The 26966-nt window shown below is 43.2% G+C and carries 27 protein-coding genes; 2 read left to right on the top strand and 25 right to left on the bottom strand.

What is annotated here, in order from left to right:
* Positions 1 to 93: 93 nt before the first annotated feature.
* From VGB26_12920 to VGB26_12845, 16 genes are all read right to left on the bottom strand, one after another.
* Positions 94 to 894 carry an ABC-2 family transporter protein gene (locus VGB26_12920; protein ID HEX9758677.1) on the bottom strand — a complete coding sequence of 267 codons (801 nt, stop codon included), beginning with the start codon at positions 892 to 894 and terminating at the stop codon, positions 94 to 96.
* A gap of 1 nt (position 895) precedes the next feature.
* Complete coding sequence (locus tag VGB26_12915) at positions 896 to 1732, bottom strand: ABC-2 family transporter protein (GenBank protein ID HEX9758676.1); 837 nt, start codon at positions 1730 to 1732, stop codon at positions 896 to 898.
* 62 nt (positions 1733 to 1794) lie between these two features.
* Positions 1795 to 3051: a pitrilysin family protein gene (locus VGB26_12910; protein ID HEX9758675.1), complete on the bottom strand. Its 1257-nt coding sequence runs from the start codon at positions 3049 to 3051 to the stop codon at positions 1795 to 1797.
* Positions 3052 to 3058: 7 nt separating this feature from the next.
* The gene (gene pnp, locus VGB26_12905) at positions 3059 to 5161 is read right to left on the bottom strand and encodes a polyribonucleotide nucleotidyltransferase (GenBank protein HEX9758674.1); all 2103 of its coding nucleotides are present in this window, start codon (positions 5159 to 5161) and stop codon (positions 3059 to 3061) included.
* Positions 5162 to 5289: 128 nt separating this feature from the next.
* Positions 5290 to 5559 carry a 30S ribosomal protein S15 gene (gene rpsO / locus VGB26_12900; GenBank protein ID HEX9758673.1) on the bottom strand — a complete coding sequence of 90 codons (270 nt, stop codon included), beginning with the start codon at positions 5557 to 5559 and terminating at the stop codon, positions 5290 to 5292.
* Positions 5560 to 5663: 104 nt separating this feature from the next.
* Positions 5664 to 6641 (bottom strand): tRNA pseudouridine(55) synthase TruB, encoded by a 978-nt coding sequence (truB, locus tag VGB26_12895; GenBank protein ID HEX9758672.1) that lies wholly within the window; start codon positions 6639 to 6641, stop codon positions 5664 to 5666.
* Between the two features lie 10 nt (positions 6642 to 6651).
* Positions 6652 to 7611: a bifunctional oligoribonuclease/PAP phosphatase NrnA gene (locus VGB26_12890; protein ID HEX9758671.1), complete on the bottom strand. Its 960-nt coding sequence runs from the start codon at positions 7609 to 7611 to the stop codon at positions 6652 to 6654.
* The gene (rbfA, locus tag VGB26_12885) at positions 7601 to 7975 is read right to left on the bottom strand and encodes a 30S ribosome-binding factor RbfA (GenBank protein ID HEX9758670.1); all 375 of its coding nucleotides are present in this window, start codon (positions 7973 to 7975) and stop codon (positions 7601 to 7603) included. Before rbfA ends, VGB26_12890 begins: the two co-directional genes overlap by 11 nt.
* A 74-nt stretch (positions 7976 to 8049) precedes the next feature.
* Positions 8050 to 8331: a DUF503 domain-containing protein gene (locus tag VGB26_12880; protein ID HEX9758669.1), complete on the bottom strand. Its 282-nt coding sequence runs from the start codon at positions 8329 to 8331 to the stop codon at positions 8050 to 8052.
* Between the two features lie 30 nt (positions 8332 to 8361).
* Positions 8362 to 10986, bottom strand: a complete 2625-nt coding sequence (gene infB / locus VGB26_12875; protein ID HEX9758668.1) for a translation initiation factor IF-2 — start codon at positions 10984 to 10986, stop codon at positions 8362 to 8364.
* A 16-nt stretch (positions 10987 to 11002) separates the two neighbouring features.
* Entirely contained in the window at positions 11003 to 12529 is a 1527-nt protein-coding gene (gene nusA, locus VGB26_12870) for a transcription termination factor NusA (GenBank protein ID HEX9758667.1), read from the bottom strand.
* A 60-nt stretch (positions 12530 to 12589) separates the two neighbouring features.
* Entirely contained in the window at positions 12590 to 13054 is a 465-nt protein-coding gene (rimP, locus tag VGB26_12865) for a ribosome maturation factor RimP (GenBank protein HEX9758666.1), read from the bottom strand.
* Positions 13055 to 13240: 186 nt separating this feature from the next.
* Positions 13241 to 14098, bottom strand: a complete 858-nt coding sequence (gene dat, locus VGB26_12860) for a D-amino-acid transaminase (GenBank protein HEX9758665.1) — start codon at positions 14096 to 14098, stop codon at positions 13241 to 13243.
* Positions 14091 to 14759 (bottom strand): class I SAM-dependent methyltransferase, encoded by a 669-nt coding sequence (locus VGB26_12855; GenBank protein ID HEX9758664.1) that lies wholly within the window; start codon positions 14757 to 14759, stop codon positions 14091 to 14093. The genes dat and VGB26_12855 overlap by 8 nt, the downstream gene beginning before the upstream one ends.
* Before the next feature lie 122 nt (positions 14760 to 14881).
* Positions 14882 to 15691: a c(7)-type cytochrome triheme domain-containing protein gene (locus VGB26_12850; GenBank protein ID HEX9758663.1), complete on the bottom strand. Its 810-nt coding sequence runs from the start codon at positions 15689 to 15691 to the stop codon at positions 14882 to 14884.
* 10 nt (positions 15692 to 15701) lie between these two features.
* The gene (locus VGB26_12845) at positions 15702 to 16082 is read right to left on the bottom strand and encodes a cytochrome c3 family protein (GenBank protein ID HEX9758662.1); all 381 of its coding nucleotides are present in this window, start codon (positions 16080 to 16082) and stop codon (positions 15702 to 15704) included.
* Between the two features lie 384 nt (positions 16083 to 16466).
* Between VGB26_12845 and VGB26_12840 the strand changes: the two genes are divergently transcribed.
* Positions 16467 to 19229, top strand: a complete 2763-nt coding sequence (locus VGB26_12840; GenBank protein HEX9758661.1) for a tetratricopeptide repeat protein — start codon at positions 16467 to 16469, stop codon at positions 19227 to 19229.
* 77 nt (positions 19230 to 19306) lie between these two features.
* On the opposite strand, the gene VGB26_12835 is transcribed toward VGB26_12840, so the two are convergent.
* The 9 genes from VGB26_12835 to VGB26_12795 all read right to left on the bottom strand — a co-directional run bounded on the left by VGB26_12835 (position 19307) and on the right by VGB26_12795 (position 26218).
* Complete coding sequence (locus tag VGB26_12835; GenBank protein ID HEX9758660.1) at positions 19307 to 19990, bottom strand: TIGR04283 family arsenosugar biosynthesis glycosyltransferase; 684 nt, start codon at positions 19988 to 19990, stop codon at positions 19307 to 19309.
* Positions 19991 to 20088: 98 nt separating this feature from the next.
* The gene (locus tag VGB26_12830) at positions 20089 to 21105 is read right to left on the bottom strand and encodes a polyprenyl synthetase family protein (protein HEX9758659.1); all 1017 of its coding nucleotides are present in this window, start codon (positions 21103 to 21105) and stop codon (positions 20089 to 20091) included.
* Between the two features lie 235 nt (positions 21106 to 21340).
* Positions 21341 to 21826, bottom strand: coding sequence for a hypothetical protein (locus VGB26_12825; protein HEX9758658.1), 486 nt, complete (start codon positions 21824 to 21826; stop codon positions 21341 to 21343).
* Positions 21827 to 21916: 90 nt separating this feature from the next.
* Positions 21917 to 22177: a hypothetical protein gene (locus tag VGB26_12820; protein ID HEX9758657.1), complete on the bottom strand. Its 261-nt coding sequence runs from the start codon at positions 22175 to 22177 to the stop codon at positions 21917 to 21919.
* Between the two features lie 93 nt (positions 22178 to 22270).
* Positions 22271 to 22447 carry a hypothetical protein gene (locus VGB26_12815; protein ID HEX9758656.1) on the bottom strand — a complete coding sequence of 59 codons (177 nt, stop codon included), beginning with the start codon at positions 22445 to 22447 and terminating at the stop codon, positions 22271 to 22273.
* Positions 22448 to 22589: 142 nt separating this feature from the next.
* Positions 22590 to 23279 (bottom strand): 2-oxoacid:acceptor oxidoreductase family protein, encoded by a 690-nt coding sequence (locus tag VGB26_12810; GenBank protein HEX9758655.1) that lies wholly within the window; start codon positions 23277 to 23279, stop codon positions 22590 to 22592.
* 29 nt (positions 23280 to 23308) lie between these two features.
* Positions 23309 to 24205 (bottom strand): thiamine pyrophosphate-dependent enzyme, encoded by an 897-nt coding sequence (locus VGB26_12805; protein ID HEX9758654.1) that lies wholly within the window; start codon positions 24203 to 24205, stop codon positions 23309 to 23311.
* Positions 24206 to 24281: 76 nt separating this feature from the next.
* Positions 24282 to 25499, bottom strand: a complete 1218-nt coding sequence (locus VGB26_12800) for a transketolase C-terminal domain-containing protein (protein HEX9758653.1) — start codon at positions 25497 to 25499, stop codon at positions 24282 to 24284.
* Between the two features lie 59 nt (positions 25500 to 25558).
* Positions 25559 to 26218, bottom strand: a complete 660-nt coding sequence (locus VGB26_12795; protein ID HEX9758652.1) for a carbon monoxide dehydrogenase beta subunit family protein — start codon at positions 26216 to 26218, stop codon at positions 25559 to 25561.
* A 391-nt stretch (positions 26219 to 26609) separates the two neighbouring features.
* Between VGB26_12795 and VGB26_12790 the strand changes: the two genes are divergently transcribed.
* A partial coding sequence (locus VGB26_12790; protein HEX9758651.1) for a hypothetical protein occupies positions 26610 to 26966 on the top strand: 357 nt, incomplete at its 3' end.

The following is a 26966-nucleotide window of genomic DNA, read 5'->3' as shown; positions in this document are numbered from 1 at the left end:
TAAAAGATAAACATTTTCCCAAGCTGGAAAACCCCAACCAGCGGGTTTGCTTTCCCTTATTGAACCTTCAGGATGGGAAAAACTTAAAAAGGATTAACTACTCGCAGAACTGTATCGTCGCAAACTCAATTTCCAGATAGTGCTCCCGATCAATAAAAAAACAGTGGCCACAAGGATTGAAAGAAAAACCAGGCCCCAATCCATTCGCCCGGCCAGAATGGAAGCCGGGGTGGTAGCAATCAGGCTACTTGGAATAATAAAGGTAAAAAAGGCTTTTCCAAGCCCATGGTAAATTTCTCTGGGATACCGAGCAGTATCCATAAAATAATAAACAACCGTATTGAGTTCTTGAGACTTCACCAACCAAAAAACTGCACTATTAATGGTCAGGCAAAAAGCATAATAAATGGCCAAAGAATTTACCAACATGAGCCCATAAAAAGGTATGCTGATCCAATTGGGTTGGGTTAAGTTAAAAAACCCATAAACCACCAATAAAAAACCCGTGATCCCTTCCCCCAAACTATCGGTAACGGAAACATGCCGAAAAGCAAGGTTGGCATTGGCCGCCATGGGCTTTACCAACAACCCATCGAATTCCCCTGTCCGAACGTAATCCCCAAGCTCTAAAAAGCCCTGCCGAAAAGTCATATAGGCAATTTGTCGAACCACACCGACGCTTCCCACCAGAATAAGGGTTTGATGGAAATTCCACCCTCCAATCTTTTCCACATTACTAAAAAGAATTGCAAAAAACATAACATTCACAACCATGAAAAAAATATCCATTCCAATAGAGATGATAAAATTCACGCGGTATACCATTTCATTTTTTAAATTGTGCCGCAAAAAAGACCCATATAAAAGAAAATACCACCAAATCGTCTTTGCCATGTCAATACCCCACTGCTTCATATTTGCGAATTCCCCGAGACAAAACAAAACGAGAAAAAAGATAAAGACCTATAATCCAACAAAGAGCAATGAAAAATCCACCCAACGGATTTTCCTCTTTCCCCATGAAAATTTGAATAGGGAAAAAAGCCAAATACTGAAATGGAAGCCAATCCGCAAAGGTTCTGAGCACTCCAGGAAAAAGGTCAAGGGGTAAAACCGCGCCCGCAAAAAAGAAAATGATATATTGCAGCATATATTTAAAGGCCCTTACCTGAACCAGCCAAAAAGCAATCAATCCAATAAAAAAATCAAATTCAAAGGCAAGGACCAACCCAAGGACTAAGGCTATGAAAAAATACACCACACTGAGAAACTGGGAGGGCAAAAAAACATAAGGGAATAAAACAAAACTCATTCCTCCCACCACAGCAAAGATCAGTAACCCCTCCAAAACTTTCCCTGAGAGATTAATGGTAAACCAATAGTGCTGATAATCCATGGGTTTGACCAAAAAGTTAGAAAAAAAACCTTCTCGAATTTGATCCACAATTTCCCAGCTCACATAGGAAAGCACCAAACTATTGATCATCAATTGCAGAATATAATAGGTAAATAGCTCCGAAAGAGAATAATCACCCAATTGCCCCCCATCCCGATAAATGGAACTCCATAGATAAAGGAGAACAACGATATAAAGGAGGTTTCCCAGGATATAGATTAAAGTGGGTCCCCTATATTCCAGGGAGTTTTGCCAATTGATTCTAAAAACAGTCCAGTATTTTTTCATGGTGAGATGGTTGAAAAAGGTAAGATTAACACGGGAGGAATGGTTCAAAGGTTGATTCGCCAATAATTACAATCGACAGGTCCTCCAAAACATGGCAACGAAGGGATGGGCTAAAGGGTCAATTCTTTAGGAATTGCGCCATTGGAAAGAGGTCCCATGGCGGTAAGGGAAAGATATTTTTTGGAAAAGTGTTCCCGCGCCAGCCGATGAATTTGTTCAGGGGTGACCGTGTCAATTTCTTGCAAAATATCTTTCAAACCAAAATACCGCCCCATATATAACTCATCTTTAGCCAACCGGCTCATTCGGCTACTCATGCTTTCCATCCCCAGCATGAGGTTTCCTTTTAAATGGTTTTTGGTTTTTAACAGTTCTTTAGGCAAAATCCCATGAATCCGGATTTTCCGCAGCTCCTTGAGAATCAAACGAATTACCTCCGCGACGGTCGCTGTCCCTGTTCCCGCATATATATTAAAAAGCCCCACATCTTTAAACGATGCCACATAAGAATAAATCGAGTAGGCCAGGCCCCGTTCCTCCCGAATCTTTTGGAAAAGACGGGAGCTAATTCCTCCTCCCAACAATGTATTCAAAAGGAAAATGGCGTAGCGATCTTTATGAATATGGGATACCCCTTGAAGACCAATACAAAGATGGATTTGCTCCAACTTCTTTTTTTTAATTAGGACCTTCCCTCCAAAAAGAGGGCTTTCACGGTGGAGTTCAATTAAGGGTCTTCCAGCGGGCTTATTAAAATGACGTTTTAAAAGTTTCATCAGGGGGCTAAATTGAAAATTCCCAGCAACTGATATGACGGTTCGTTCGGGATGATAATGTCGATGGATGTAAGAATAAATTTGCTCCCTTGAAATACCTTCAATGGTTTGATGGGTCCCAAGGATGGATCTCCCCAACGGATGCCTTTTCCAAACATTTTGCGTATGAAGATCATGAACCAAATCTTCAGGATCGTCTTCAACCATCCGTATTTCTTCCATCACAACCTGTTTTTCTTTGTCAATGTCCTTTTTTAAAAACGAAGCGTTATGAATTATATCAGCCAAGAGTTCCACTGCCCTGGGAAGATGGTCATCTAATACCTTGCTATAAAATGTGGTGAGTTCCCGGGTGGTAAAAGCGTTCAACTCCCCCCCTAGGGAATCCATTTCTTGGGCAATTTCCATGGCTGATCTTTTTCGAGTGCCTTTAAAGAACATATGTTCAATGAAATGGCTGATCCCGTGTTCTTTGTCCAGCTCATCCCTCGAGCCTACATTGACCCAAACACCAATAGAAACCGAACGAACCGAGGTAACCTTTTCCATAAGAACCGGTGTACCGTTATCCAAAACCTCTTTTCGAAACATATGCTCCCTAATCCTTTCTCATCCGAGCGGTTTCCTCAGGAGTAACCTCTTTCCGGCTTAACCGAATTTTACCCTGCCGATCCACTTCCAATACCTTTACCAAGAATTCATCCCCTTCTTTCACTTCGTCGGTCACCGCTTTTACCCGGTGTTGAGCCAATTGGGAAATGTGCACCAAACCATCCGTATTGGGGAGAATTTCAACAAATGCACCAAAATCCATGATCTTTTTGACTTTACCAAAATAAATCTTCCCTACCTCTACTTCCTCGGTAATTTTATTAACAATATCCACGGCCTCCTGTGCCGCTTTTTCATCAACGGAAGCAATGGAGATTAACCCACTATCATCAATATCAATCTTCACCCCGGTCTTTTCAATGATCCCCCGGATCACTTTTCCTCCCGGGCCAATAACCTCCCGTACTTTATCAGGTTTAACCCGAAGGGTAATAATTCGTGGCGCATGAACCGACAAATTTTGGCGTGGCGTTTCAATGGCTTCTTTCATTCGCTGAAGAATATAAAGACGTCCTTCACGGGCCTGCTCAAGGGCCGTTTTTAAAACTTCCTGCTTAATTCCCCCGATCTTGATATCCATTTGTAAACCCGTTACCCCTTCGGCTGTTCCCGTCACCTTAAAATCCATATCTCCAAGATGGTCCTCGAGTCCCAAAATGTCTGAAAGAATAACGGTCTGCTCCCCCTTTTTGATGAGCCCCATTGCGATTCCCGCCACGGCGCTTTTGATCGGAACCCCCGCATCCATTAAAGCCAAGGTGCCTCCGCAAACGGTCGCCATTGAAGAAGAACCGTTCGATTCCAAAATATCCGAAACAATGCGAAGGGTGTAAGGAAATTCTTCTTTAGAGGGAACCACACATTTCAAGGCCCGTTCGGCAAGGACACCATGCCCTATTTCCCGTCTTCCGGGTCCCCTCATTGGGCGTGCCTCCCCCACACTAAAGGGAGGAAAATTATAATGAAGCATAAAGGTTTTCTTTGATTCTCCTTCTAAGGCATCTATTCGTTGTTCGTCATCGGAGGTTCCCAAGGTTACCACGGCAAGGCTTTGAGTATCTCCCCGGGTAAAAAGGGCTGAGCCATGTGTCCGTGGAAGAACACCCACCTCACAGGTAATCGGTCGGATTTCGGAAGGTCCTCGGCCATCCGCACGGATTCCCTTTTCAATAATCATCTGACGAACTTCTTCTTTCTCCAAATTTTTAAAAATAATTTTGATTTGCTGGATTTTTTTTGCATCTTCATTACCCTGTTTTTCCACCACTTCTGCCCGTAGGGAATCCAATCGTTCCTGGCGCTCCGATTTATTAGAGACTAAAACCGCTTCTTGAATTTTGCTGAGACACACATTGGAAATCTCTTCAACCATGGCAGAATCCATTTCCAAAACGGGAACCTCCCTTTTTGGTTTTCCAGCCAATTCCCGCAACTGGACCTGCAACTGGATTAGCTTCTGAATCTCCTGATGTCCCAAAGCGATGGCCTCGAGCATAACCTCTTCGAGAACACCGGTTGCACCGGCTTCAACCATCATGACCGCATCCCGGGTCCCTGCAATAACTAAGTTTAATTCACTCTTCTCCAATTCACTGAGGTCCGGATTAATAATGAGTTTTCCATCTACACGCCCCACCCGAACCGCACCCACGGGATTATCAAAGGGAATATCGGATAAAAACAAGGCACAAGAAGCGGTTGTGATTGCCAAAATGTCCGATGAATTACTTGAATCCGATGAGAGGACCGAGGCAATAACCTGGGTTTCATTAAAGTACCCCTTCGGAAATAAAGGTCGCAACGGTCGGTCAATCAAACGACACGTTAACACCTCTTTCTCCCCGGGACGTCCCTCTCTTTTAAAAAATCCTCCTGGAATTTTCCCTGCAGCATAAGCCTTTTCCTGATAATCTACTGTCAGGGGGAGGAAATCAATATCCGGTTTTGCCACTTTTGCGCCAACCGCGGTAGCCAAGACCACCGTATCTGCATAACGGGCAAGAACCGCCCCATCCGCTTGCCGGGCAACACGTCCTGTCTCTAGGGTAAGTCGTTTTCCCGCCATTTCCATTTCAACTTTTTGTATCATCATTCCTCTCTTTCTCTCTCGACAGATTCAGACAAAAACAATCCTCTTTGCTTCCTTTTTCAAAAGTGAAAAAGAAACGTCCAGCATTCTATTTTTATTGTTGAACCGTCTTTAAAAAAATAAATTGTTTATTTTCGAATACCCAGTTTTTTAATAATACTCTTATAACGCTCAATATTATTTTTTTTCAAATAATCCAAAAGCTTCCTTCGTTGGGCCACCAGCTTCAAAAGCCCCCTCCGGGAATGGTGGTCCTTCTTATGAACCTTAAAATGTTCCGTCAGATAGGTTATCCTTCCACTCAAAAGGGCAATTTGAACCTCGGGTGATCCGGTATCCCCCTTGTGAAGGGCATGCTCTTGTATTAAATGTTGTTTATCCTCTTTTACCATGACCATGATGCCACTCCTCCCAAAAAATCATCTGTTCAAAAAAAATGAACGATGTTTTTATCCCTCCTTTTTCATTTTCAATAAATGTCCAGCCGATTTGATCAATTTTTTCAGGTAACCCGAAGGTGATTGAGCTGGAGATCAAATGGAAAACCAAGCACTTTTTCTACCTTAAATATAGGTTCCTCTTCTGAATTCAAACCCGGTTCTTTTTTTTCGGATAAAACTGAAACAATTGCTAATAAATCGCCCTTTGGATTATGAACTTTAAAACGGGTTCCCTCATCCAACCCCTTCGGCATGGATAGAATCCCAGAACGCGATATGGAAGTTCCACATAAAACCCGATGAGATATCGATGAATGGACCCGAAGGGTAGGAAGGGCTAAAACTTCATCCATCGAATAAAGCACCTCACCCAATTGTCCTCTTTCGTGAAAGCGCTTAATTTTTTCCAAACCGATGGCTTTATCGATATGAAATGGGCCTACTTGAAGCCTTCTCAAATCGGCCAAATGCGCCCCTATTCCCAGGGCCTTTCCTAAATCTTCGCAAAGACTTCGGATATACGTCCCCTTTGAACAGGTAACCTCAAAGGTAACGTCTTCATTCACTTTTTGGATAAAGGCCATCTCTTCAATAGACACCTGTCTGGGTTTCCGGGCTAATACCTTCCCCGCCCTTGCCTTTTTATATAATGGAACCCCCCCAACCTTAATAGCAGAATACATCGGAGGAATTTGTAAATAACCACCAATAAACCCTTTCATGGCTTCCCGGATACGGGCCTCGGAAATGTCCCCCTTGGGAAAGACACGAATCACCGCCCCTTCTGAATCCCCAGTCTCTGTCTCTATCCCAAGACGCATTGTCGCCCGATAACGTTTTTTTTGGACAACAATGTAATCAAGAAGTTTGGTGGCTTTTCCCACACAGATGGGTAAAACCCCCGTAGCCAAAGGATCCAAGGTCCCCGTATGCCCTACCTTTTGGACATCCAAAATCTCGCGAATGGAATCGACCACATCATGGGAGGTTATTCCCCTGGGTTTATCAATATTTATAAAACCGTTAATAATTTTTTCCACTCAATCACGCCTATTTTATTTTTTGAGTAACTATATCCAGAACTTTTTTCTTAACCTGATCTAAATCACCTTCAATCTGGCACCCCGCCGCATAACGATGCCCACCACCCCCGAAATGCTCTGCAAGTTGCGCCACATTGATCTGGTTTTTTGAACGAAAACTAACCTTAAACAAACGGTCTCCTAATTCTCGAAAAAAAACAGCTATTTCTACTCCCGCAAGGGAGCGTGGATAGTTCACAAAATCCTCAGAATCCTCCCAATCCGTTTTTGTTTTTTTAAGAAGATCCTGAGTCACCATGATCCAGGCAATTTTTCCATCATCACTTTTTCCCATGCGGGTTAACCCCTCTCCCAACAATTTTAACCCTTCAAGAGATCGTTTTTCATAAAGCTGTTGGGAGAGCCAATAAGGCTCAACCCCCTTTTCAAGAAGTTCCGCGGAAATGCGAAGGGCTTTTGGAGTGGTGTTGGAAAAACGAAAAGACCCTGTCTCTGTGAACAAGGCCGTATAAAGTGAAAGAGCGATTTCAGGTGAAATGGAAAGATTGAGATAGATCAGGAGATCATAAATCATTTCGGCAGTTGCAGTGGCTTCGGGGTCAATCCAATTAATGTTTCCAAAATTCTTGTTTGTCACATGATGGTCAATATTGATCACCACGGGCGGAAGGGGGCTTCCATTATTCATTAACCCCGTTCGGGTAGAATCCCCACAATCTAAAACAAACATGGTATCAAAATGACCATCAACCTTCTTTTTTTGTTGATAGATTTCATGGAAAGGAAGGAAATGAAATATCCGGGGAACCGAATCAACATTATAAATTAAAGCCTCCTTTTTCATCGCTCGAAGGGCCAAGGCTAATCCCAGAGAAGACCCCAAGGCATCCCCTTCGGGGTTCATATGTGTTGTGATCAAGAAAGATTGTCCTTCTTGGATCGCATCCACAATTTGATTAAAGGCCATGGTCTTCTCGTTTAACTTTTTCAAGGATCTCATTAAGATGTGCCGCCCTTTCAGCGGAAGTATCTAAGTGAAAAGAAATGGTTGGCACCCTGCGAAGTTTAAGGCGCTTTCCCAACTCTCCACGGATAAAACCCGAAGCACTCTCCAAACCTTTCAGGGAATTCTCCCGTTCTATCCCATCTTCTAAAACACTGACATAAATTTTGGCTTCCCTTAAATCCATGGTAACCGAAACCCCTGTGACAGTGATAAACCCAATTCGAGGATCCCGGATTTTTCGGTTTAAAATATCAGCGATTTCCGCTTGAATCGCCTCACCTACCCGATCTGACCTTTTAAACGCCCCTGTCATTGAAACGTCCATTTTATTTAAAAAAACCCTTCCGTTTTTTCTTCTCTCAGAACCACAACATAAAACCCCTGTTAACCGAGGCCGCTTTAATTGAACTCTAAGCGAAAATCCAGTACCTCAATGGTAGGGACACGTTGAACAAAATCAAGAACCTTATCCAAAACTTGATTGACAAACCCCCGATCATTCCCCACACACGCAATTCCTAATACTGCCCGTTGCCACAAATCCTGATCGCCCACTTCCGCAATTGAAACATTAAATCGATTTTGCACCCGATCTTTTAAACTTTTAATGATCTGTCGTTTCCCTTTTAACGACCCAATTCCAGGAAGGTACAAAACCAATGTACAAATGCCAACCGTCATGAAATTTTTTCCAAAACTCAGGGGAGATAATTAAAGCTTTCCCGCCACTTTGTCCAACGTAAATACCTCTATAATATCCCCCACCTTAATATCGTTAAAATTTTCGATTCCAATGCCGCATTCGTACCCGGCCTGTACCTCCTTTACATCATCTTTAAATCGCTTCAAAGAAGAAATTTTACCTTCATAAACCGGTTTGCTATCACGGACCACACGGGCACCAGAACTGTTTCGTGCAATGACTCCCTCAAGAACATAAGAACCCGCAATCATGCCAATTTTCGAGACCGTAAACGTTTGCCGAACTTCCACCCGCCCCAAGGTCCGTTCTTTGAAGGTAGGTTCTAATAACCCTTCCATGGCAGCTTTCACATCATTAATGGCATCATAAATAACAGAGTACAGGCGGATATCGACTTTTTCTTTTTCCGCCAGCGCAGCTGCTTTGGGTTCGGGTCTGATATTAAACCCGATAATAATGGCATTGGAAGCGGATGCCAATAAAACATCCGTTTCGGTAATTCCTCCCGCCCCCCCGTGTATGGTTCTAAGCCGCACGGTTTGTGTGCTTAATTTCTCCAACGATTCCACTACCGCTTCAACAGAACCCTGGACATCAGCTTTTACTACTATATTAAGTTCCTTAACTTCCCCTTCCTTGATTTGAGAATAAAGGTCGTCTAGAGTAACCCTTCGATATTGAGACAGTTCTACATTGCGCTGCCTCTGCATTCGTGTATTTGCAACATCCCTGGCCACCTTTTCATTTTCTACAACCACAAAGGAATCCCCCGCAAGTGGAACACCCGTCAACCCGATCACCTCAACTGGAGTTGAAGGGGGAGCTTCCTGAACTTTTTTCCCCTTATCGTTGATTAAAGCCCTAACCCTCCCATGATGGGAACCGGTCACAAAGGGGTCCCCTACTCTCAGGGTTCCCTCCTGTACCAGGACAGTTGCAACTGCACCCCGCCCTTTGTCAATTTTCGCTTCCACAATATTCCCGCGTGCAGCCCGATTGGGGTTTGCCTTTAATTCCAGAACATCAGATTGAAGCAATACCATTTCAAGAAGCTGCTCAAGGCCCAAACGTTTTTTTGCAGAAACCTCTGCAAAAATGGTTTGCCCCCCCCATGCCTCAGGGATTAACCCACGCTCTGAAAGGATATTCCTAATTCTCTCAGGATTGGCCTCTGGCTTATCGATTTTGTTAATGGCAACAATAATGGGAACGTTTGCGGCTTTGGAATGGTTAATGGCCTCGATGGTTTGCGGCATCACCCCATCGTCCGCAGCCACAACCAATATGACAATATCCGTTACCTTTGCCCCCCGAGCCCGCATGGCGGTAAAGGCTTCATGCCCTGGGGTATCCAGAAAAACCACATTTTTATCACCAACACTGACGGAATAGGCCCCAATATGCTGGGTTATCCCACCCGCTTCAGAGTCAGTCACTTTGGTTTGCCGGATAGCGTCAAGAAGGGATGTCTTTCCATGATCCACATGGCCCATTATCGTGACCACTGGCCATCTGGAAACCAAGGACGATGGATCATCCTCTACCCGGGCAACCAGATCTTCAATGGTCTCCTGCTCAACCACCTCCGCATTGAGTCCATAGGACGAAGAAATTAAGACGGCAACATCCAGATCTATGGGTTGATTGATGGTTGCCATCATCCCCATTTCCATCATTTTGGCTATGATTTCTGTGGCCTTTTGTCCAATAATTTCAGCAAAATCTTTGACGGTAATGCCTTTACTGAGCTTAACAACCTTTTTTCGAGGTTTGGTAATATCTGACACACTACTCTGAGCACTGCCCCTATCGGCATCCCTGGCACGGCCTGTTTTTTTGTGGATCGGTTTAAAGGTTTGCCAGCGCCGAATATCCTGGTAACTCTCTCGGGCACTTTCCTCCCGTGCTTTTTTGACTTTCTTTACCTTTTTAAGGGCCCGTTGGTCTGCTTCTTTCTCTTTTTTCCGGGTAACATCAGATAAATCACCCTTTACCAATTCCAAACTCTTCTTTCGTTCAACCTCTGGTTTTTCCCCCTTCCCCTCAATCCCATCTATTTTAGAAGGCTCTCCAGAAAGAGAAACCTCCAGTTCAGGACTTTTGGGAACCGGAACAGCTTCTATTTCTCCAAGAGGTTCCTTTAGCTCAGCTTTTACCTCAGTTTCAGGTTCAAGCCCAGAGGGCTTCTGAAGGACAACCCTTTCTTCTTTTTTCTCTACCTGAGGAATAACCGGTTCATCCACCGAGGGTTTTTCCGCAACCTCTTTGGAAACTTCAGGAAGGGCCTCTTTTTTCTCAATTGAAGGGACTTCAGAAAGGACTTCTTCAGGTTGAGTACGCTTTTTGATCAAAATTCGACCCTTTTTTTGACGGGGAGAAGGTTCCTCAACCATTAGGGATTCTTTTTTCTTAGAGGGTTTTGGACTTTTTGTTTTTTTCTCCTGCTTTTGTAATTTAGGTTCCGATTGTTTTGGCGGAGAGCCCCCTTTTTTCAAACTGGATATGGCTTTAGCAGCCTCTGCCTCGCTCAAAGCACTCATATGGTTGGAGGCCTTGATTCCTAACTTTCCCAGCCTGGCTAATAAAACCTTACTGGTTGTTTCTAATTCCTTTGCTAATTCAAATACACGCATGCTTTAAATTCCAAATTCATACTTCCTTGGTTTCTGTTGACGGGGAAATAGGGCTTTCCTGTTTTTGAACCTCTTGATCGGTTTGCTCTTCCCCTACCCCCATTTCTCCTTCGGCTCCTTTAGGGGCTTCCAACCCCGTCACGGAGCCGTCCTCTCCTGCTTCCTCCAACGGGGTCTTCTTTATCACAGACTCACCCGTCGCATTTTGTTCTTTTTCCGGTTTTTGATGTAGTTTTTGAGCAGAGGAAATAATCTTTAATGCGATTTTTTCTCCAACCTTAGGAAGAGTCATGAGGGCCTCCGGGGCAGCTAATGCAATTTTTTCCACCGAATCAAACCCATGGGCAACCAACACTTCTCCTAATTTTTCTCCAACCCCCGGTAGATCTGAAACAGCAGGACCTGCCGATTTTACTTCTCGCCCTTGTTGTTTTTCTTTTTCCTCTGACAAGCGGATCTCTTGAGCAACAGCAGCGCTGATTTCCCGTTCCTGTTCCTTCATCCGTTCTTTCTCGTATTCACTCTCGCTCATAATATCTACTTTCCAACCGGTCAGTTTTGCCGCCAACCGAACATTCTGTCCCTTTTTCCCAATGGCAAGAGAGAGCTGCTGATCCGAAACCACGACAATCGCTGTCTTCTCACTTTCATTAATCCCCACTCGTTCTACCGCAGCAGGGCTCATAGCTTCTCCAACGTATGTACGGGGGTCATCGGTCCAGGCAATGATATCGATTTTTTCCCCTCTCAACTCCCGGACAACAGCTTGAACCCGGGATCCCTTTACCCCGACACAGGCTCCTACGGGATCCACCGCTTGTTCCTTGGAAGAAACCGCAATTTTGGTTCGATCCCCAGGCTCCCGAACCACACCCTTAATTTCAACAATTCCTTCGGAAATCTCAGGGACCTCCATTTCAAATAACTTATAGACAAATCTTGGATCACTCCTGGAGAGAATGATTTGAGGCCCTTTTGATGAACTTTTGACCTCAAGAAGAAGGGCTCGGGTCCTATCCCCCCGACGGTAGCTTTCCCTTGGAACCTGTTCACTAATCGGTAAAAGGGCTTCGGTTTTCCCTAACTCGACAATATAGTTACGTCTTTCCTGGCCCAAAATCATCCCGTTTACAATTTCACCTTGTCGGCCGGAATAATCCCGGTAGACCACTTCCCATTCTGCCTCCCTAACTCTCTGAAAAATAACCTGTTTTGCCGTTTGCGCGGCAATACGACCAAAATCCTCCATTTCAATCATCGCGCCAATTTCATCGCCAATCTCCGCATCGGCGTCCACTTTTTGAGCCTCCGCCAATGAAACCTCCTCCTTTGGATTCACCACCTTTTCAACAATGGTTTTTAGGGATATTACTTCTATTTCCCCTGTTTTTGGATCCAAATGAACCTGCACGTTTTCAGAGGCACCATATTTTTTTTTCGCAGCGGTCACCAAGGCAGATTCTACAGCACTGATAATTTTTTCGCTCTCAATTCCCTTTTCTCTACCAATCTGTTCTATGACTGCAAGAAGTTCCCTATTCATCCCCTACCCCAAAATTTTTCAATATTAAATTTAATGTTTAACCCAAATATTTTATTTCAATTAAAAATTCAACTGTAATCTTGCGGAAAAAATGTCACGAAAAGGAATTTCAATTTCTTTTCCATCTTCGACAACAATAAAAATAGTTTCACCCAACCGGTCCTTTAATTCCCCTCTTAAAACCTTCTGTCCTCCTTTAGGTTGATGCAATTTTATTTTGACTTTTCTTCCCTGGAACCGGTCAAACTCTTCCAGCTTTTTTAAAGGACGGTCTAAACCAGGAGAGGAAACCTCCAAGTGATAGGAATGGGCAATAGGATCCTCTACATCCAACGCGTGGCTGATATAACGGCTTGCCTTGGCACAATCCTCAAGGGTGATTCCGCCCTCTTTCTCAATAAAAACCCGTAATATACCCTTTGATCCATGCCCAAAATACTCCAAATCAATCAACTCAAAACCGAGAGATTGCAGAATGGGCTTTACAAACCTTTGTAATTGTTCATTGGGTAATTCTACTGTCACGGTGATTTAGGAATTTAAATAAAAAAAGCGGGCAATACCGCAAGCCCACTTTACCAAGTAGACAGATTGGGGTTTTTTATAGCATATCTATATAAAAAATGCAAGGTGAAATGTCCTTCCTAATAAAGGTCCTGGATCGATGTCCATTCGGTTTAGAAGGCCTTTTTGGGGGGGTCCTTTTCCCTCTCATGAACCTTTTTTATACCGAGATAGCCCATTTAAAAAATCTTGATAAAGTTTTTTTTGGATCGGTCCGGGTTTCCCTGATCCTATCACTTTTTTATCAATCCGTACAACTGGCAAAATCTCCATGGAGGTAGCGGTCAATAACACTTCATCCGATGAATATAACGCATTCAATTCAAGATCTTCCTCAAAAACCTGCAGACCCATCGCTTTCGCCAAACCAATGAGGGCTCCCCTTGTTACTCCTGAAAGAATCCGATTCCCTTCAGCGGGCGTAATCAGCCGATCTCCTTTAAGAGAAAAAACATTGCTTCCTGCCCCTTCCTGCACCTGACCATCTCTGATAAAAAGGGCCTCCAGGGCACCTTCTTCCTTAGCTTTCTGTTTAGCCAGAATATTTGGAAGAAGGTTAATAGATTTGACATCGCAACGGGCCCACCTTAAATCAGGCATGGTAATCACCGAAACGCCCTCTTTTTGGTAATCCTCAGGGAAAATATCCATTTTTCGGACCGTTACTACCACCGTTGGGATCACCTTTTCAGGGAAAGGGTGTTGCCGGGGGGAAACACCCCGTGTAACCTGAAGATAAATTTTTGCCTCCGTGTACCCGCTTTTTTCCAAGGCCATTTCTAAAATCGATCTCCATTGATCCATGGGGTAAACCCCAGGCAATTGAATGGAGTCCAGACTTTGCAACAGCCTTCTGATGTGGTTTTCCACATGAAAAAGCCGCCCCCCATAGGCCCGAATCAGCTCATAAACCCCATCACCAAACTGAAAACCCCGATCCTCAACTGAAACCATGGCCCTATCCAGGGGTAAAAATTTTTCATTCAAAAAGGCTATATCAGGCATGATCACGCTTTCTTAATAAAACGTTGTAAAAAGAATAGGATCCCTGTCGCTCTTCTTCAATGTCCAAAATACTAAAAAAATTACCAAATATTTTGGAAAAATCGGTTTTTTTAAAAAATCGATCATAATGCCCCCGATGAATCAACCAATTTCTTTTCCGTTTTTCACCAGGGAAATGCTTAAACTTCACCGAAAAACAGGACAACAGAAAAAATCCATTAGATTTTAGTAAGGAAATCACTGTTTTCAGGTAGTGAGGAGTATCTCTTCTGGGGACATGATGAAGCACACCGAAATCAACTAAAGCATCAAAGGATTGAAAGCGAAAAGGAAGGTGAGAAAGGTCCCCCAAGACAAAACTAAACCCGGGCCTTATGTTTTTTTGTTTTGCAATTTTATTCGCTCTTTCTAATGCCAGAGGTTGATAATCTACCCCAACGGTTCTCCAACCTTTTTGGGCAAAGAGAAAGGTATGCCGTCCTTCTCCGCACCCTAAATCAAGAACCCGCAAATGTTTTCCCGGAAGGCTAACCTTACGAAGAAAATCAATGACAAAAGGAGAGGGTTCCTCAACCGGCCAACCGTGTTCACCGGTTTTGTAAGCCTCCTCAAAATATTTTTTTTGACGGGAATAAAGAGCCACGAGGTCCAGTGTAGCCACACCCAATTAAATCGTCAAGAGGATTTTATTTTTTTGGAACCACCAAAATCGGTCCCCAAAAACAACCAGAAAAAAAGGTGCTCCCGGTTGGAATTTTGTTCTGGATGGTTAAAAAATTGTTTTTATCGAAGGGGGGTGGTTGCCTCCAAACCCGGCCCTGCAGTGGTTTCTTCTTTGGGTTTGGTATGACAGCGAAGACAATCGGTTAAAGGAAAAGAAACCCGATTGTGACACCGCCCACAAAATTCTCCCGAAGCGATCTTGGGCATGGTCATTTCAGGATTCCCTCCTGCCTCCTGTTTAAAGATAGACGGATGACAATTATCACAACTTAACCAAAAGGTGTGCACCTTGTGGGAGAATACCACCCTGGGTTGAAAGCGGCTTTTGGTTTCGATGACCACATCGAGATCTAAAGGTTCGGTGGGGGGAATATTGGGATCTAAGGAATCCCTGGGATTAATTTTACCCATCCGAGAACCTTCAACCCAATCTACCAGTCCATACCGGTCTGTTGGGAGGTCCGCAGCCTCAAGGGCAATGGGGTGTGTTGCCATTCCCGCACGCTCCGCTTCCCCAATAAAATCGGTTGGATTTCCGGTTCCCGCCATTTGACCCTGGCTATCTAAATAGATGGCCATAGCCGGATCCAGATTTTTAAATTTTTCAATGAGGAGCCTTCGATCCGCTTCTTCCTTAGAAAGATCTATACCTCCCAAAGATGATCGGGAGGAACCCTGCTTGGACCCCTCTGAGGTTTGGGCCTTTTGTTGGACTACCAGGACCCCCTTGGGTTCAGTGGTTTTAAAGGCCATAGATAAATTAAACAGAAAAAGAATAAAAAGAAACACACCCACCGATAAAAAAACAAGGGAATGGGAACCTGTTTTAAAAAAGGTCTTTTTCACATTTCTGATTGGCCCAGGAAACATATCCATTCCCTTATTCGACAAATCCACGTGCAGGTGGAATAGTCACTTCACTTTCTCCGGAGTGGCAACGATCACAATAGAGGGGCGCCCAGGCGATCCTCCCATTATGGCATTTTCCACAGTATTGCCCTTTAATGATTTTGATCATGGTAACATCATTGGCCCCGCCCCGCATTTCAAAAATATCCGAATGACAGACCTTGCATTTAAATCGAATCCTGTGGAACCAATGAGGAAAAATGACCGGTGGAACACCCGCCTCTTCGGCATACCGGTTCATGGTAATATCGCCGTACTCAGCTCCAGGAGGGGGAGAAAAAGAACCTTCCACAAAAACCAACCCTAGGGTCAAACCAAGAAAAATCACAATTAGCCGATACGTTTTTATCACCTGTTTTATATCCCCCTTATAAACCGTTTTTATTTTTGCCCTTTTCCTTCAACTTGTCAATAGAAAATCAGGTCTGTTTTCGCGTCTGACTTATAAGAAAAAAGAACAAAAAATACACCTTCAACCGTTTGATTCAAGAAATCCCTTTATCCCTATAAAAACTCTTCAAAAAAAAACCAAATCTCGCATTCCGGGAATCCTTTCCCAACCCAAAAAGAAAATCTAAAACCAGGCCTTGACAGAAGGTAACCCAATCATTATAAACAAAGCATGGTCCTCAGACCAAAGCTTTTCAAAATTTTTCGGCTGGACACCGGTTTATTGTTTTTTCTTTTTCTCATTTCACACTCCCCCTTTTGCATCGCCCAAACATCCACGGAAACATTGTTCCAACAATCCTTAGAAACAGAAAAAATCGATTTAAAAAAACAACTCCGCCAAAAGATTATAGAAAATGATCCAGAAAACCCGTATGCCCATTTTTCAAAGGCATGGTTCGCTAGCCTCGATGAAGACTTTGATGAAGCCATTTTTGAATATAGCCAGGCCCTTCGTCTTAAACCAGATCTTGGAATGGCCAACCATGGTTTAGGGAAGATCTACATGAAACAGGGAAAAACTTCTGAAGCCATAAGGCAATTTCAGAAAGCCCTCTCCAGTTCTTCAAACCTCTCCGAGGTCCACAATGATCTCGGCATTGCCTTTCGGAATCAAGGAAAACTCAAAAATGCCATTTCGGAATTTCAAATGGCCATTCAAATCCGTCCTTCTTTTTCAGAAGGACATTTTAATTTAGGACTGGTTTACAGCGACCTTTCCTTATTAAGTGATGCCCAAAGAGAAATAGAGACCGCCCTCAAATTAAACCCCACCTTAACCGAAGGGAATTATCATTTGGGCCTTATCTTTAAACGGAAGGCAGAAATTGAAAAAGCGATCACAGCGTTCACCCTTGAAGTGACTAATTTTCCAACCCACGAAAATGCCCATTACCAATTGGGGTTAATTCATAAAAACTTTGGTAATTATGAAAAAGCCATTTTGGAATTACAAAAAGCCATATCCACCTATCCCGAGTTTACGGAGGCGCATCAAGCTTTGGGAAAAACCTTTCTTGAGGTAAACGACTTTCGGAAGGCTTATGAAGAATTTCAAAACGTCCTGGCCGTTTATCCCGAAAGGATTGAGGCTCAACACGGTCTGGCGGATGCTCATTTACACCTCGGAAACTTCAAACAAGCCATTGAAGGTTACCAGAAGGTATTATCGGTTCGGCCTCAACCCCCGGAGGCTTTTTTCTCGTTGGGTAAGGCCTATCAACAAACCGGTCAATTGGAAAAAGCCAACAAACAATTTAAACGCTACCTTCAACATTACCCTCAATCGACCAAAGCCCTCAACGCCTTGGGTGAAGTAAACCTTTCAGGAGGAAACATAAAACAAGCCCTCACTCTTTTTCAACGTTCCTTAGACATTAATTCAGAAAACACTGAAACATACCTCCACCTCGGGCAAACTTACACCGTAATCGGAGAAATCGACAGGGCCATACAAACCTATCAAAAGGCCCTTGATATAGATCCAGAATTTGCCCTGGCCTACCTGAACCTGGGTCACCTTTATGAACGACAAGAAAAATTCCAACTTGCTCTCCAATCCTATCAAAAAGCTTTAGCGATTCACCCCTCTTTGGAGAATGCAATGGATGGGGCAAAAAAAATACAGGAAAAAATGCTCCGGCAGGTCGAGGTGCAAAAGCTCTTTGAAACCTTTTTAACGACTCCTGATTTTCATCAAAAAAAATCCATTGCCGAAACCTTAATCGCTTTAGAGCCCGAATCTCCTTGGAGCCAAGTTTCCAGAGGATGGGTTCTCAGTCACCAAAATAAATTAAACCAGGCTTTATCTGAGTTGGGTCAGGCCATACGGCAAAAACCAAATTTAGGAGAAGCCCATTATCAAATGGGAAAAATACTATATCAACAAGGAAAAACTGATGCAGCTATACAAAAATACCAAACCGCTTTATCTCTGGAGCCCACCCGGTGGGAATTTCACTTTGATCTGGGCCTCGCTTTGTTCCAACAAGGCAGGGAAAATGAAGCCCTTCATAGTTTTGAAAATTCACTCAAACTGCAGCCCAATAATGGTGAAACCCACCACCAAATGGCTTTGGTTTATACAAAAAAAGGAAATATTCCTTTGGCGATCCAAGAGGAACAAGAAGCCATTAAACTTTTTCCAACCCATTCACGGGCCCACCATCAATTAGGTCTTCTGTGGATTTCCGAGGGTCAGACCGAACGAGGAATTGAAGGGTTAAGGAAGGCACTGGAACTCGATCCGGATCTTGACATCGCCTTAAATGACCTCGGCGAAATTCTACGAAAAGAAGGAAAATATGATGAATCTTTGAAAATTTTAAACCAATCTCTCCAAAAAAAGAACCCTAGTCCCAGAACCCACTTTCTCCTTGGGGAAACCTTTCTGGCCAAAGGCCTTTTAGACCAAGCAAAACCACACTACCAAGAGGCCATAAAACAAAATTCTAATTTTGCCCAGGCAAGGAACCAGTTAGGGGTTATTTACCGCTTGGAGGGAAGCTTCCAAAAAGCATTTCAAGAACATATAAAAGCCATTGAAATTAATCCCCGGTTGTCAGAGACCTATTACAACCTGGGATTTGTCTATGCAGAAACGAACCGCCCCATTGAAGCAACTCGGTCTTATTTAAAGGCTTTAGAGCTGAATTCGGATTATCCGGAAGCTTATAATAATTTAGGGGTAATTTATCACCGTCAAGGTAAACTGGAAGAAGCGGCTCAGGAATACAAGAAAGCCATTTCTCTTAAACCCAAATATATGGAAGCAAAGAACAATTTAGGGGTTATTTACCGAAGCCAAGGAAAGACTACGGAGGCCATTACCCAATATCAGCAAGCTCTTTTAGACTGGCCCGATTATCCCGAAGCCCATTATAACCTCGCGATCTCTTTTGAACGGAATAATCAACCTTTAGAAGCCATGAAACAATATCAAATATTTATCAATTTAGACCCCAGGGGTTTTCCCCGTCAATTGGAAAGCGCAAAAAGACGGCTTCACACATTGGAAGAAGAACAAAAAAAATCCCCTTCCCTCCCTTAATCCAGGCTTATAAAAAGATCCCCCTCGTGTTGAAAGATGCGTACCTTTTAATTCAGACTCCTTAAAAAGGCTTCCTTTTACCGAATGAGGCGGTACCAGCGTACCAGTCGCATTGGAGATATGCCAGCAAAATAAAGGATGAGTAAAATTTGATTCCGAAGGGTGACCTTCAGTATTCCCTCCTTTTCCCAGCGTCTGGGAGAGGTCCAAACCTTTTTGCTGAGAACTACAGTTTTCCCCTCTCTTTTTAAACGCCGGAAAAAATCCAAATCCTCCAAAATGGGGAAATCCCGAAAACCGCCTAACCGCTCAAAATTTTTTTTGCGAACAAAAATTCCCTGGTCTCCGTAAGGAATACCTGTAAAACGGGTCCTTAGGTTGGCAACAAAAGAAATAAGCTTTAACGCCCTCCGGTTTGAATCGATCCCAAGCTGAAATCCACCCCCCACCACTTTTTCATCCTTAAAAATTTCCCGAAGAGCATCCAACCCTCCCTTCTCAATATGTGAATCCCCGTGTAAAAAAAGGAGAATTTCTCCATCCGCAAGAAAAGCTCCTTTGTTCATTTGGGTTCCTCTCCCAGTGGTAGAGAAGATGACCTTTTGAGTATACCTCAAGGCCACCGCATGGCTCCCATCACAGCTTCCACCATCAACCACAATGACGTCAACCTCCTTATCCCCGAGCTTTTCTAAGAAACAAAGGGTCCGGGGTAGTAGGGTTTCCTCGTTGAGGACAGGGACAATAATGGAGATTTTCATTTAAAAAAAAACTTAATTTTTATTGGAATTCAAGAAATTTAAGGTATAAATGGTTGGAGGATTAAAGGATAAAGGACAAGAAGAGAAAGCGGGGAAAATTAATAATCGCGATCAACGATATAGTCCGCCAGGGTTAGGAGTGCTTGTCGGGAAACAGAATCAGGAAAATGATGAAGATTGGTTTTGGCCCTTTCAACAAAATCCCGGGCCCGATCCATCGAATAACTAATGGAACCACATTCCTTCATCAGATTTAAAATCATTTCCAAATCATCTTCTAAGATTCCTTTTTCCGATTGAATCATCTGTTCAATTTTAAATCGCTCCGATTGAGGACAGGTTTTGAGTAAATGAAGAAGTGGAAGGGTAATTTTCCCCTCACGAATATCTTTTCCTAAAGACTTTCCAAGTTTTTCACCATCTGCCACATAATCAAGTGTATCATCCGCCACCTGAAAAGCAATTCCAAGATGAAGGCCAAAAGCCGTTAAATGGTCTTTATTAGAATGATTCATATCCCCAATGATTGCACCTAAGCGGCAAGTAGCCGATATTAAAATGGCGGTTTTGTATTCAACAATCCTAAGGTAATCTTCTTCTGATATTTTGAGGGAGCCATTTAAGGATAATTGTAAAACCTCTCCTTCCGTCATCCTCCTACAGGCTTCTGCCAAGGTGGCATTCACTTCAAGGTTATTCAATGAAACCGCCTGACACATGGCCCTAGAGTAAAGATAGTCACCCACTAAAATGCTTGCTTTGTTTCCCCAAAGAAATCGAGCGGCTCTTTTTCCCCTTCTAATTTCTGCATTATCAATCACATCATCGTGCAAAAGGGTTGCGGTATGGATAAACTCTACCACACCAGCCAAAAGAGTGCTTTCGGACCCCGAATAACCACCCAGCTTCGATACCAGAATCATAAGTAGGGGTCTAATTCTTTTACCACCACTGAGAAGAAGGTGTTCTGCAATTTCATTAACCAGGTGGGTTTTTGAATCTAAGCTTCGTTTGGTTTGCTGTTCAGCGGCCACCAAATCATCATGATAAAATCGCCAAACCTCTGCCATAGTCATTAATGTTTGAATCTTTGAGCTTTCTAACATGGAAGCCATAGTAGGCAAGTGCCTACCCTTTGTCAAGACAATTCTCAAGGATAAAACCTATATTTCTCTTTGACTTGTAAATACTTAGGGAACCACTTTTAGGGGAAGAGATAAGCTCTTTTCTGGGAAACAAAACCAAAGGAGAGAACGAAAAAAGGTAAAAGATTGAATTAAAGTGATTGCCCCAAAATGAAAAAACCAAATGATCATTGGCAATAACCGATGAAATTTCTTGGGTTTCAATTTAAGGGAAAGAATTATCCTGAACTTCCAATATTAAAAGAATTCGGATTCCAACAATCCCAGTTGAATCATTGGCCCAAACATACCCTAAACCACCCGCTTTGGCCTTTACATTTTCAATTATTTCAGTGGAGGACTGGTAAGCAATGGGGGGAGGGCTCCCATCTCTGAAGGATTTTACATGCCAGTAACCCATGTAAGAAACGGGGGATAAACCCAAAGCATTTTCAATAAAAAGGTTTTTTATAAACCGATCTTTTTGTTGGTGATACGGGTAAAGCCGGGTCCATCCAACAAATTTTTTATTTCCTAAGTAAATTTCTTTTAAATCTGAAAGGGCAAAATCGCTCAGAGGAAAAGAATCGTTAGCAATGATTGCAATTTTTTGGGTTCCTTCCGGGAAAACAACAGAAACAGAAAAAAAGAAAACCAGGGGAAAAAATATTAGGATTATAAAACCCACCCCAATTAAATTTTTCTGCTTCAAAGGCTTACCTTTCTCACAGACATTTTAAAAATAAAAAATAAAATGTTTAATGATGGAAGTGTTTATACAATACAAGAAACTGGAATAGAGCTAAGCTGTTGGAAATTCAAATAAATCATCATCATTCATTTCATCCGTTCCTCCTTGTTTGGCCGACTTTGCATAATGGCGGGCCCAAGAAAGATAAATCACCCCACTATCACGCATGGCCGCTTTGGCCTGAACCCACTGATTGAATTCTTCATGGTTTCCTTTTTGCCGGAGCTCTTCAGTACGCCTCTCAAAAGCCTGGTTCAATCTGTCAATGGCTTTTGTAACATCTTCGATAGACTGCTGAATATCTTCACTCATGATTCTTTCTCCGGTTAGAGGTCATGTTTTTTTAAAATAAATAAAAAAACCCCAAAGGTTTCCTAACCAATGGGGTTTCAAAACATTATAAACTTATCCTTGATAAGCTTGTCCAAGGGCCGCGGCTTCCGCCTTCGATTTACTTAAATCAATCACACCGGTTGCAGCATTCACCGGAGCCATTAAGATGGCGTTATGTTTTGCGGCATCACAAACCACCACACATAATTCGCACCCCTTACATCGGTTTGTCACAACTACCGCTTTCATTTTCTCCGTATCTAAGATAATACAATCGGCTTCTGGACAATAAATAATACATAAACGACAACCTTTATGGGCTATACATTTCTCATCTTCCACATAAGCAACATTGTACATTTTTTAGATGTCCCCCTTAACCTAACTGAATTTAATAAGTTGCATATGCGAGGTTTTCAGCCTTCGCCCAGGCAATAGCTTTTTCATAGCTCTCTTTGACAGTATCCATATTCTTCTTGAGCAATTGCTCTTTTTTGGCAAATTTCTTCTTAATGGCCTCATCTAAGGTTGCAGTTCCCCCAGAAGCCACATATTTCTTTCCAAATCGATCTTGAAGTGCTTTTTCCATGGCTTCAAGTCCAACCACCTTGGTAAGTCCACATAGCGAACCAATCATGCCCATATTGGTCGCAAGTTCTGTCCCTGCAAATTCCATTGCAATCGTGGTGGCATCTACATTATAAACCGACACATTTTGTTCAGCCAAAAAGGCTTTGTCTTCATCCGACAGGAGTTCTTGACTGGTATTGATGATAATTAAGCCATCCTTTTTAATCCCTGAATAAAAGGGAGCCGTGTAGCTTTTCTGCATGGTAATGACCTGGGGGTGGAAAATCATGATCACATCGGGATAGACTAGTTCGCCACGGTCATAAATCCGTTCAGTCCCAATTCGAACATAGCTTTCCGCAGGTGCCATCCGCTTTTCTGCGCCAAAAAAAGGATTTGAAATAGAGAATTTTCCCTCTTTATTGGCCGCCATTGCCATTAAATGGGCAGCAGTCACCGCGCCTTGCCCCCCCAGCCCAGAAATCCGAATGGTAATTCTTTTTCTCTGCATTTTTCTCCTCCCCCTTGCTTAACCTAATTTTAACGAGATGTTACCGCTTGAGAAGCTGCTTTTTCTTTCCTTTTTGCCTCGATTTCAGCCAAATACTGCTTTGCTTCATCTGTAATATATTCCTTATAGTTAAATCGCTCACCGGGTTTTTCAGAATCTCGCATCTCCTGCAATCCTTCCATGGAATTTTTTCCTATCTCCAGAATACAGGGGGTATAAAGCTGAATGTAGGTAGGTCCAACCTCTCGGGCCAGATAAACGGCATTTCTAATCACCCGCTCAACCAATCCAGGTTTACTCGCGGTGAGATTTGCAACATAAACACAACCTGATTCCCGGGCAATTTCAGGCAAACGTACCTTTTCAAAGGTTTTTCCAACGGGAGCCATTTTGGCAACAAACCCTTTCTGCATCAACCCTGATTCTTGTCCTCCGGTGTTGGCATAAAGCTCATTATCAAAGCAGATGGTCGTAAATTTTTCTTGCCTAAACCAGGCCTGAAGTGTCATATCCAACCCAATATCAACGGTGGCGCCATCACCAGCGAGAACCACCACATCCTTTATTTGATTGGGAAATCGAACACTCAGGGCACGTTTCAAACCGCTCGCAACCGCATTTTGATTTCCAAAGAGAGAGTGAATATTATGAACCGCTACCATTGGAAAGACCAAACTGGTGCACCCGGTTGAACCGACCATTACCGTATCTTCAGGGTTTGGAAGGGAAGCCATAATATATCTAAAAGCCATTGATTCAGGACATCCGGCACATAAAGAATGCTCTTCGATTAACTCTTTATTCACACCAATGTCTTTCCAGCCTCTATTTTCCTTCCCGTATGTAGCATTTTCCACAAGATCCTGGTATTCAGGGGGCATAACATCGTAGAATTCCTTACAAATTTTTATTTTTTCCTTACTCATTTTGGGCTCTCCTTTGGGTAACCTTTACAGCTTGAGTTTCTTTAAATTGAATCATTAGGTAAAATAATAAAGGGTCTCAACTTCCCCGTCCGGCAAGAACGGATACGGTTTTTCCTTTACTCGTTACTTTTTGGATCTCCTCCACAATCACTTCTGGGGGCATGGTCATTCCCCCCGCAACATGGGGTCCTGCAATCACCCGTTCATTTCTTTCAATGTTTGCACGAATCTCCTGAGCCAACCATCCAATCACATTAAATTCAGGAACAAAGATATATTTTGCATGTTTGGTGGCTTCTCGAATTTCTTCATAAGGGAAAGGCCTCAACGATTTCACCTTCACCAAACCAACATTAATCCCCTCATCTTCCAAAAGCCGGATCGCTTCACGGCCCTGAGAAACGGCAGTTCCTGATGCAACAATGATAATTTCGTTGTCAATGTTTTCGGTCTCAATGAGTCCCCCGATTAAGGGGATGGTGTGTTTTCGGGACCGTTCACAAGCAGCACGGGTTTCTAATTGCCAAGAAGCGTGAGTCATATAGCTGATATAATTTGACTTCATTATAAACGGATCTCGCATCATTCGGACAGGGGGCACTTCCATATCCATACAAACAACAGGAGATCGGTAAGGATCATAAGGGGGAAGGGTAAGATCCGGTTCCGTTAACATGACGGTGTCCTTAGTGTGTGTGACAAAAAACCCATCACAACATAGTGCCATCGGCAAATGCACATCAGGCTGCTCAGAAACAATGTAGGCCTTTAACATCCAGTCAAAAATTTCCTGGGCGGTCTCCGCATGCCATACCAGCATCCCAGTTCCCAACAAGAAATACATTTCAAGGTTATCCGGTTGAATACTTAAAGGAGAATTAATTCCTCGACAAGTGACGATTACTTGAATGGGAAGTCTGGCGCCTACCCACATTGGGAAGTTCTCAAAAGCACGCATAGTACCAGGACCTGCGGTTGTGGTAAAAACCCTTGCCCCACCAAATGCGGCTCCAGCGCATTGAGACATTACCGCAAATTCACTCTCACCTCTCATATAGTCGCCGACATAACCTTCTGCATAAAGTTCACCGATCAAGGCAGCCGCCTCACTCTGAGGAGTGATCGGGTAGGCCACCATTACATCCACGCTAGCCCGACGAATGGCCTCTTTAATAACCTCACTTCCAGTCAGGAAGGTTGGGGTTCGCGGGGCTTCAAAAAATAACTGACTCGGATCTGTAAAGGTTTGCCCTTTTTTATTTTTTTGACCAATAAATGTTTTTCCTTCAGCCATTGGAGCCCCCTTTTTTTTTTATTTCAATTTTATTCTTTACTGGTTTAGAAGCTATTCCTTTATTTTTTTGGATTTCCATTACCCTTTGCTTTTGAAGAGGAAAAAGAAAATTGCGTATATGGCAAAGCTTGGCTCTTAACCCCGCTGGCCTTTAATTTTTTTACCCATTCAACCAAACGCCAAATTTTCTCCGGACTGATATCGCGAAGGGTAAGCATGGCATCTTCATGGCCAGCCTGGGCACACAAAGCAATGGTATAACAGCTGGTTCCCCCTCGAATTATTTTTAGGGAAAGATTGGCTTGGTGACAATGCACCCCAATAAAGACGCAAACATCTTCCTTATTATGCCAGATGGTTAAATTGGGGTGATTGGGGTTAATTTCAACCGCAGGATCAATTTTTGGATATTTTGGACGATAATCCGCCATTGGAATAATTCGGGCAGGGATTTCATCGGCTAAAGCCTTAATTGCAGTGGCTTTTTGGGCTGCTTTTTCATTCCAATGCCAAAGAACCAACGGACCGGGATGGATTGTGGGAACTTTTGCTCCAAGGAGCTTTCTTGCAGCCTCCTCCAAGGCCTCTTCCTCAGGCACGATCCTGCCTTCAATATGGCCTTGACCAGGATCAGGTAATTGCACTCCCATCATAGCTGCGGCAGGGGGCAAAAAGGCTTCAGGACCCGGAACTACACGATAACGTTCTTTTTTTTCCATAACTACACGAAACCCTTTCGTTTGTTAAAAATACCTTATTCCAATATTGATCTAAATCAAGAAAAAAAGGGGAAATCAATCAAAAAATTCTTTTTTAAATATAACTTACGCTAAGACTACTTGTCAACAAATTATTTATGAATTTTCTTAGAAAATACGTCTTTTTAAACACCTTTTTATGAGGTATTTTTTTAAAAAATTTAAACAAACCTTAGTATTTTTTTACTAAGTAAAATTCTTTATTACTTTAAAACCCATTAAATTTACCTGATTGGCCAATACTAGCCTTCCTAACCCCGAGGTTATACTATTTTTAGTTGAAATTGGAAAGAGTGGCTCCCCCGTGGCATAATCCACGGAACCGAAAACAAAGTCAGATAAGGAGCCACTGATGAAGAATACCACCAGGAAGAGGAAGAAGGCAATACGGGGGTTTGAGGCCGCATACGGGAGGCAAGAACTCATCGATCAAATGTACCACCTTGTTGCGAGAGGCAAGCAGGGATTTGACGCCTGCATGAAGGATCTGGGTAGGATGATGGCAGAGACGATCATGTACATCGAGCGGGAGGAGATCGCCGGGCCAGACTACCGACCTTTCAGTTCTGACATTGCCAAATGGGCGAGCCAGCCTGGGTCGGTCTATATCGGGGATCAGAAGATACCGGTGGAACACCCGCGGCTGCGGGGGCCGGAGGGAGAGATCGCGCTTGGGAGTTATCAGAAGCTGAAAGAGTCGGAAGGTTTC

The sequence above is a fragment of the Nitrospiria bacterium genome (genome assembly GCA_036397255.1).
In the GTDB taxonomy this organism is placed as follows: Bacteria; Nitrospirota; Nitrospiria; order DASWJH01; family DASWJH01; genus DASWJH01.
This window is presented reverse-complemented; position numbering and strand designations above follow the sequence as displayed.

What these genes read in the sequence shown, in the direction of transcription:
- VGB26_12830 (HEX9758659.1), bottom strand. Translation starts at nt 21,105, where the DNA reads ATGGCTTCCATGTTAGAAAGCTCAAAGATTCAAACATTAATGACTATG.
- VGB26_12880 (HEX9758669.1), bottom strand. Translation starts at nt 8,331, where the DNA reads ATGACGGTTGGCATTTGTACATTGGTTTTGTACCTTCCTGGAATTGGG.
- VGB26_12850 (HEX9758663.1), bottom strand. Translation starts at nt 15,691, where the DNA reads ATGTTTCCTGGGCCAATCAGAAATGTGAAAAAGACCTTTTTTAAAACA.
- VGB26_12815 (HEX9758656.1), bottom strand. Translation starts at nt 22,447, where the DNA reads ATGAAAGCGGTAGTTGTGACAAACCGATGTAAGGGGTGCGAATTATGT.
- VGB26_12890 (HEX9758671.1), bottom strand. Translation starts at nt 7,611, where the DNA reads ATGGCCTTTAATCAAATTGTGGATGCGATCCAAGAAGGACAATCTTTC.
- rpsO (HEX9758673.1), bottom strand. Translation starts at nt 5,559, where the DNA reads ATGGTCATGGTAAAAGAGGATAAACAACATTTAATACAAGAGCATGCC.
- infB (HEX9758668.1), bottom strand. Translation starts at nt 10,986, where the DNA reads ATGCGTGTATTTGAATTAGCAAAGGAATTAGAAACAACCAGTAAGGTT.
- VGB26_12920 (HEX9758677.1), bottom strand. Translation starts at nt 894, where the DNA reads ATGGCAAAGACGATTTGGTGGTATTTTCTTTTATATGGGTCTTTTTTG.
- rbfA (HEX9758670.1), bottom strand. Translation starts at nt 7,975, where the DNA reads ATGGACGTTTCAATGACAGGGGCGTTTAAAAGGTCAGATCGGGTAGGT.
- pnp (HEX9758674.1), bottom strand. Translation starts at nt 5,161, where the DNA reads ATGATACAAAAAGTTGAAATGGAAATGGCGGGAAAACGACTTACCCTA.
- dat (HEX9758665.1), bottom strand. Translation starts at nt 14,098, where the DNA reads ATGCCTGATATAGCCTTTTTGAATGAAAAATTTTTACCCCTGGATAGG.
- VGB26_12835 (HEX9758660.1), bottom strand. Translation starts at nt 19,990, where the DNA reads ATGAAAATCTCCATTATTGTCCCTGTCCTCAACGAGGAAACCCTACTA.
- VGB26_12810 (HEX9758655.1), bottom strand. Translation starts at nt 23,279, where the DNA reads ATGCAGAGAAAAAGAATTACCATTCGGATTTCTGGGCTGGGGGGGCAA.
- VGB26_12910 (HEX9758675.1), bottom strand. Translation starts at nt 3,051, where the DNA reads ATGTTTCGAAAAGAGGTTTTGGATAACGGTACACCGGTTCTTATGGAA.
- nusA (HEX9758667.1), bottom strand. Translation starts at nt 12,529, where the DNA reads ATGAATAGGGAACTTCTTGCAGTCATAGAACAGATTGGTAGAGAAAAG.
- VGB26_12800 (HEX9758653.1), bottom strand. Translation starts at nt 25,499, where the DNA reads ATGGCTGAAGGAAAAACATTTATTGGTCAAAAAAATAAAAAAGGGCAA.
- VGB26_12805 (HEX9758654.1), bottom strand. Translation starts at nt 24,205, where the DNA reads ATGAGTAAGGAAAAAATAAAAATTTGTAAGGAATTCTACGATGTTATG.
- VGB26_12795 (HEX9758652.1), bottom strand. Translation starts at nt 26,218, where the DNA reads ATGGAAAAAAAAGAACGTTATCGTGTAGTTCCGGGTCCTGAAGCCTTT.
- VGB26_12820 (HEX9758657.1), bottom strand. Translation starts at nt 22,177, where the DNA reads ATGAGTGAAGATATTCAGCAGTCTATCGAAGATGTTACAAAAGCCATT.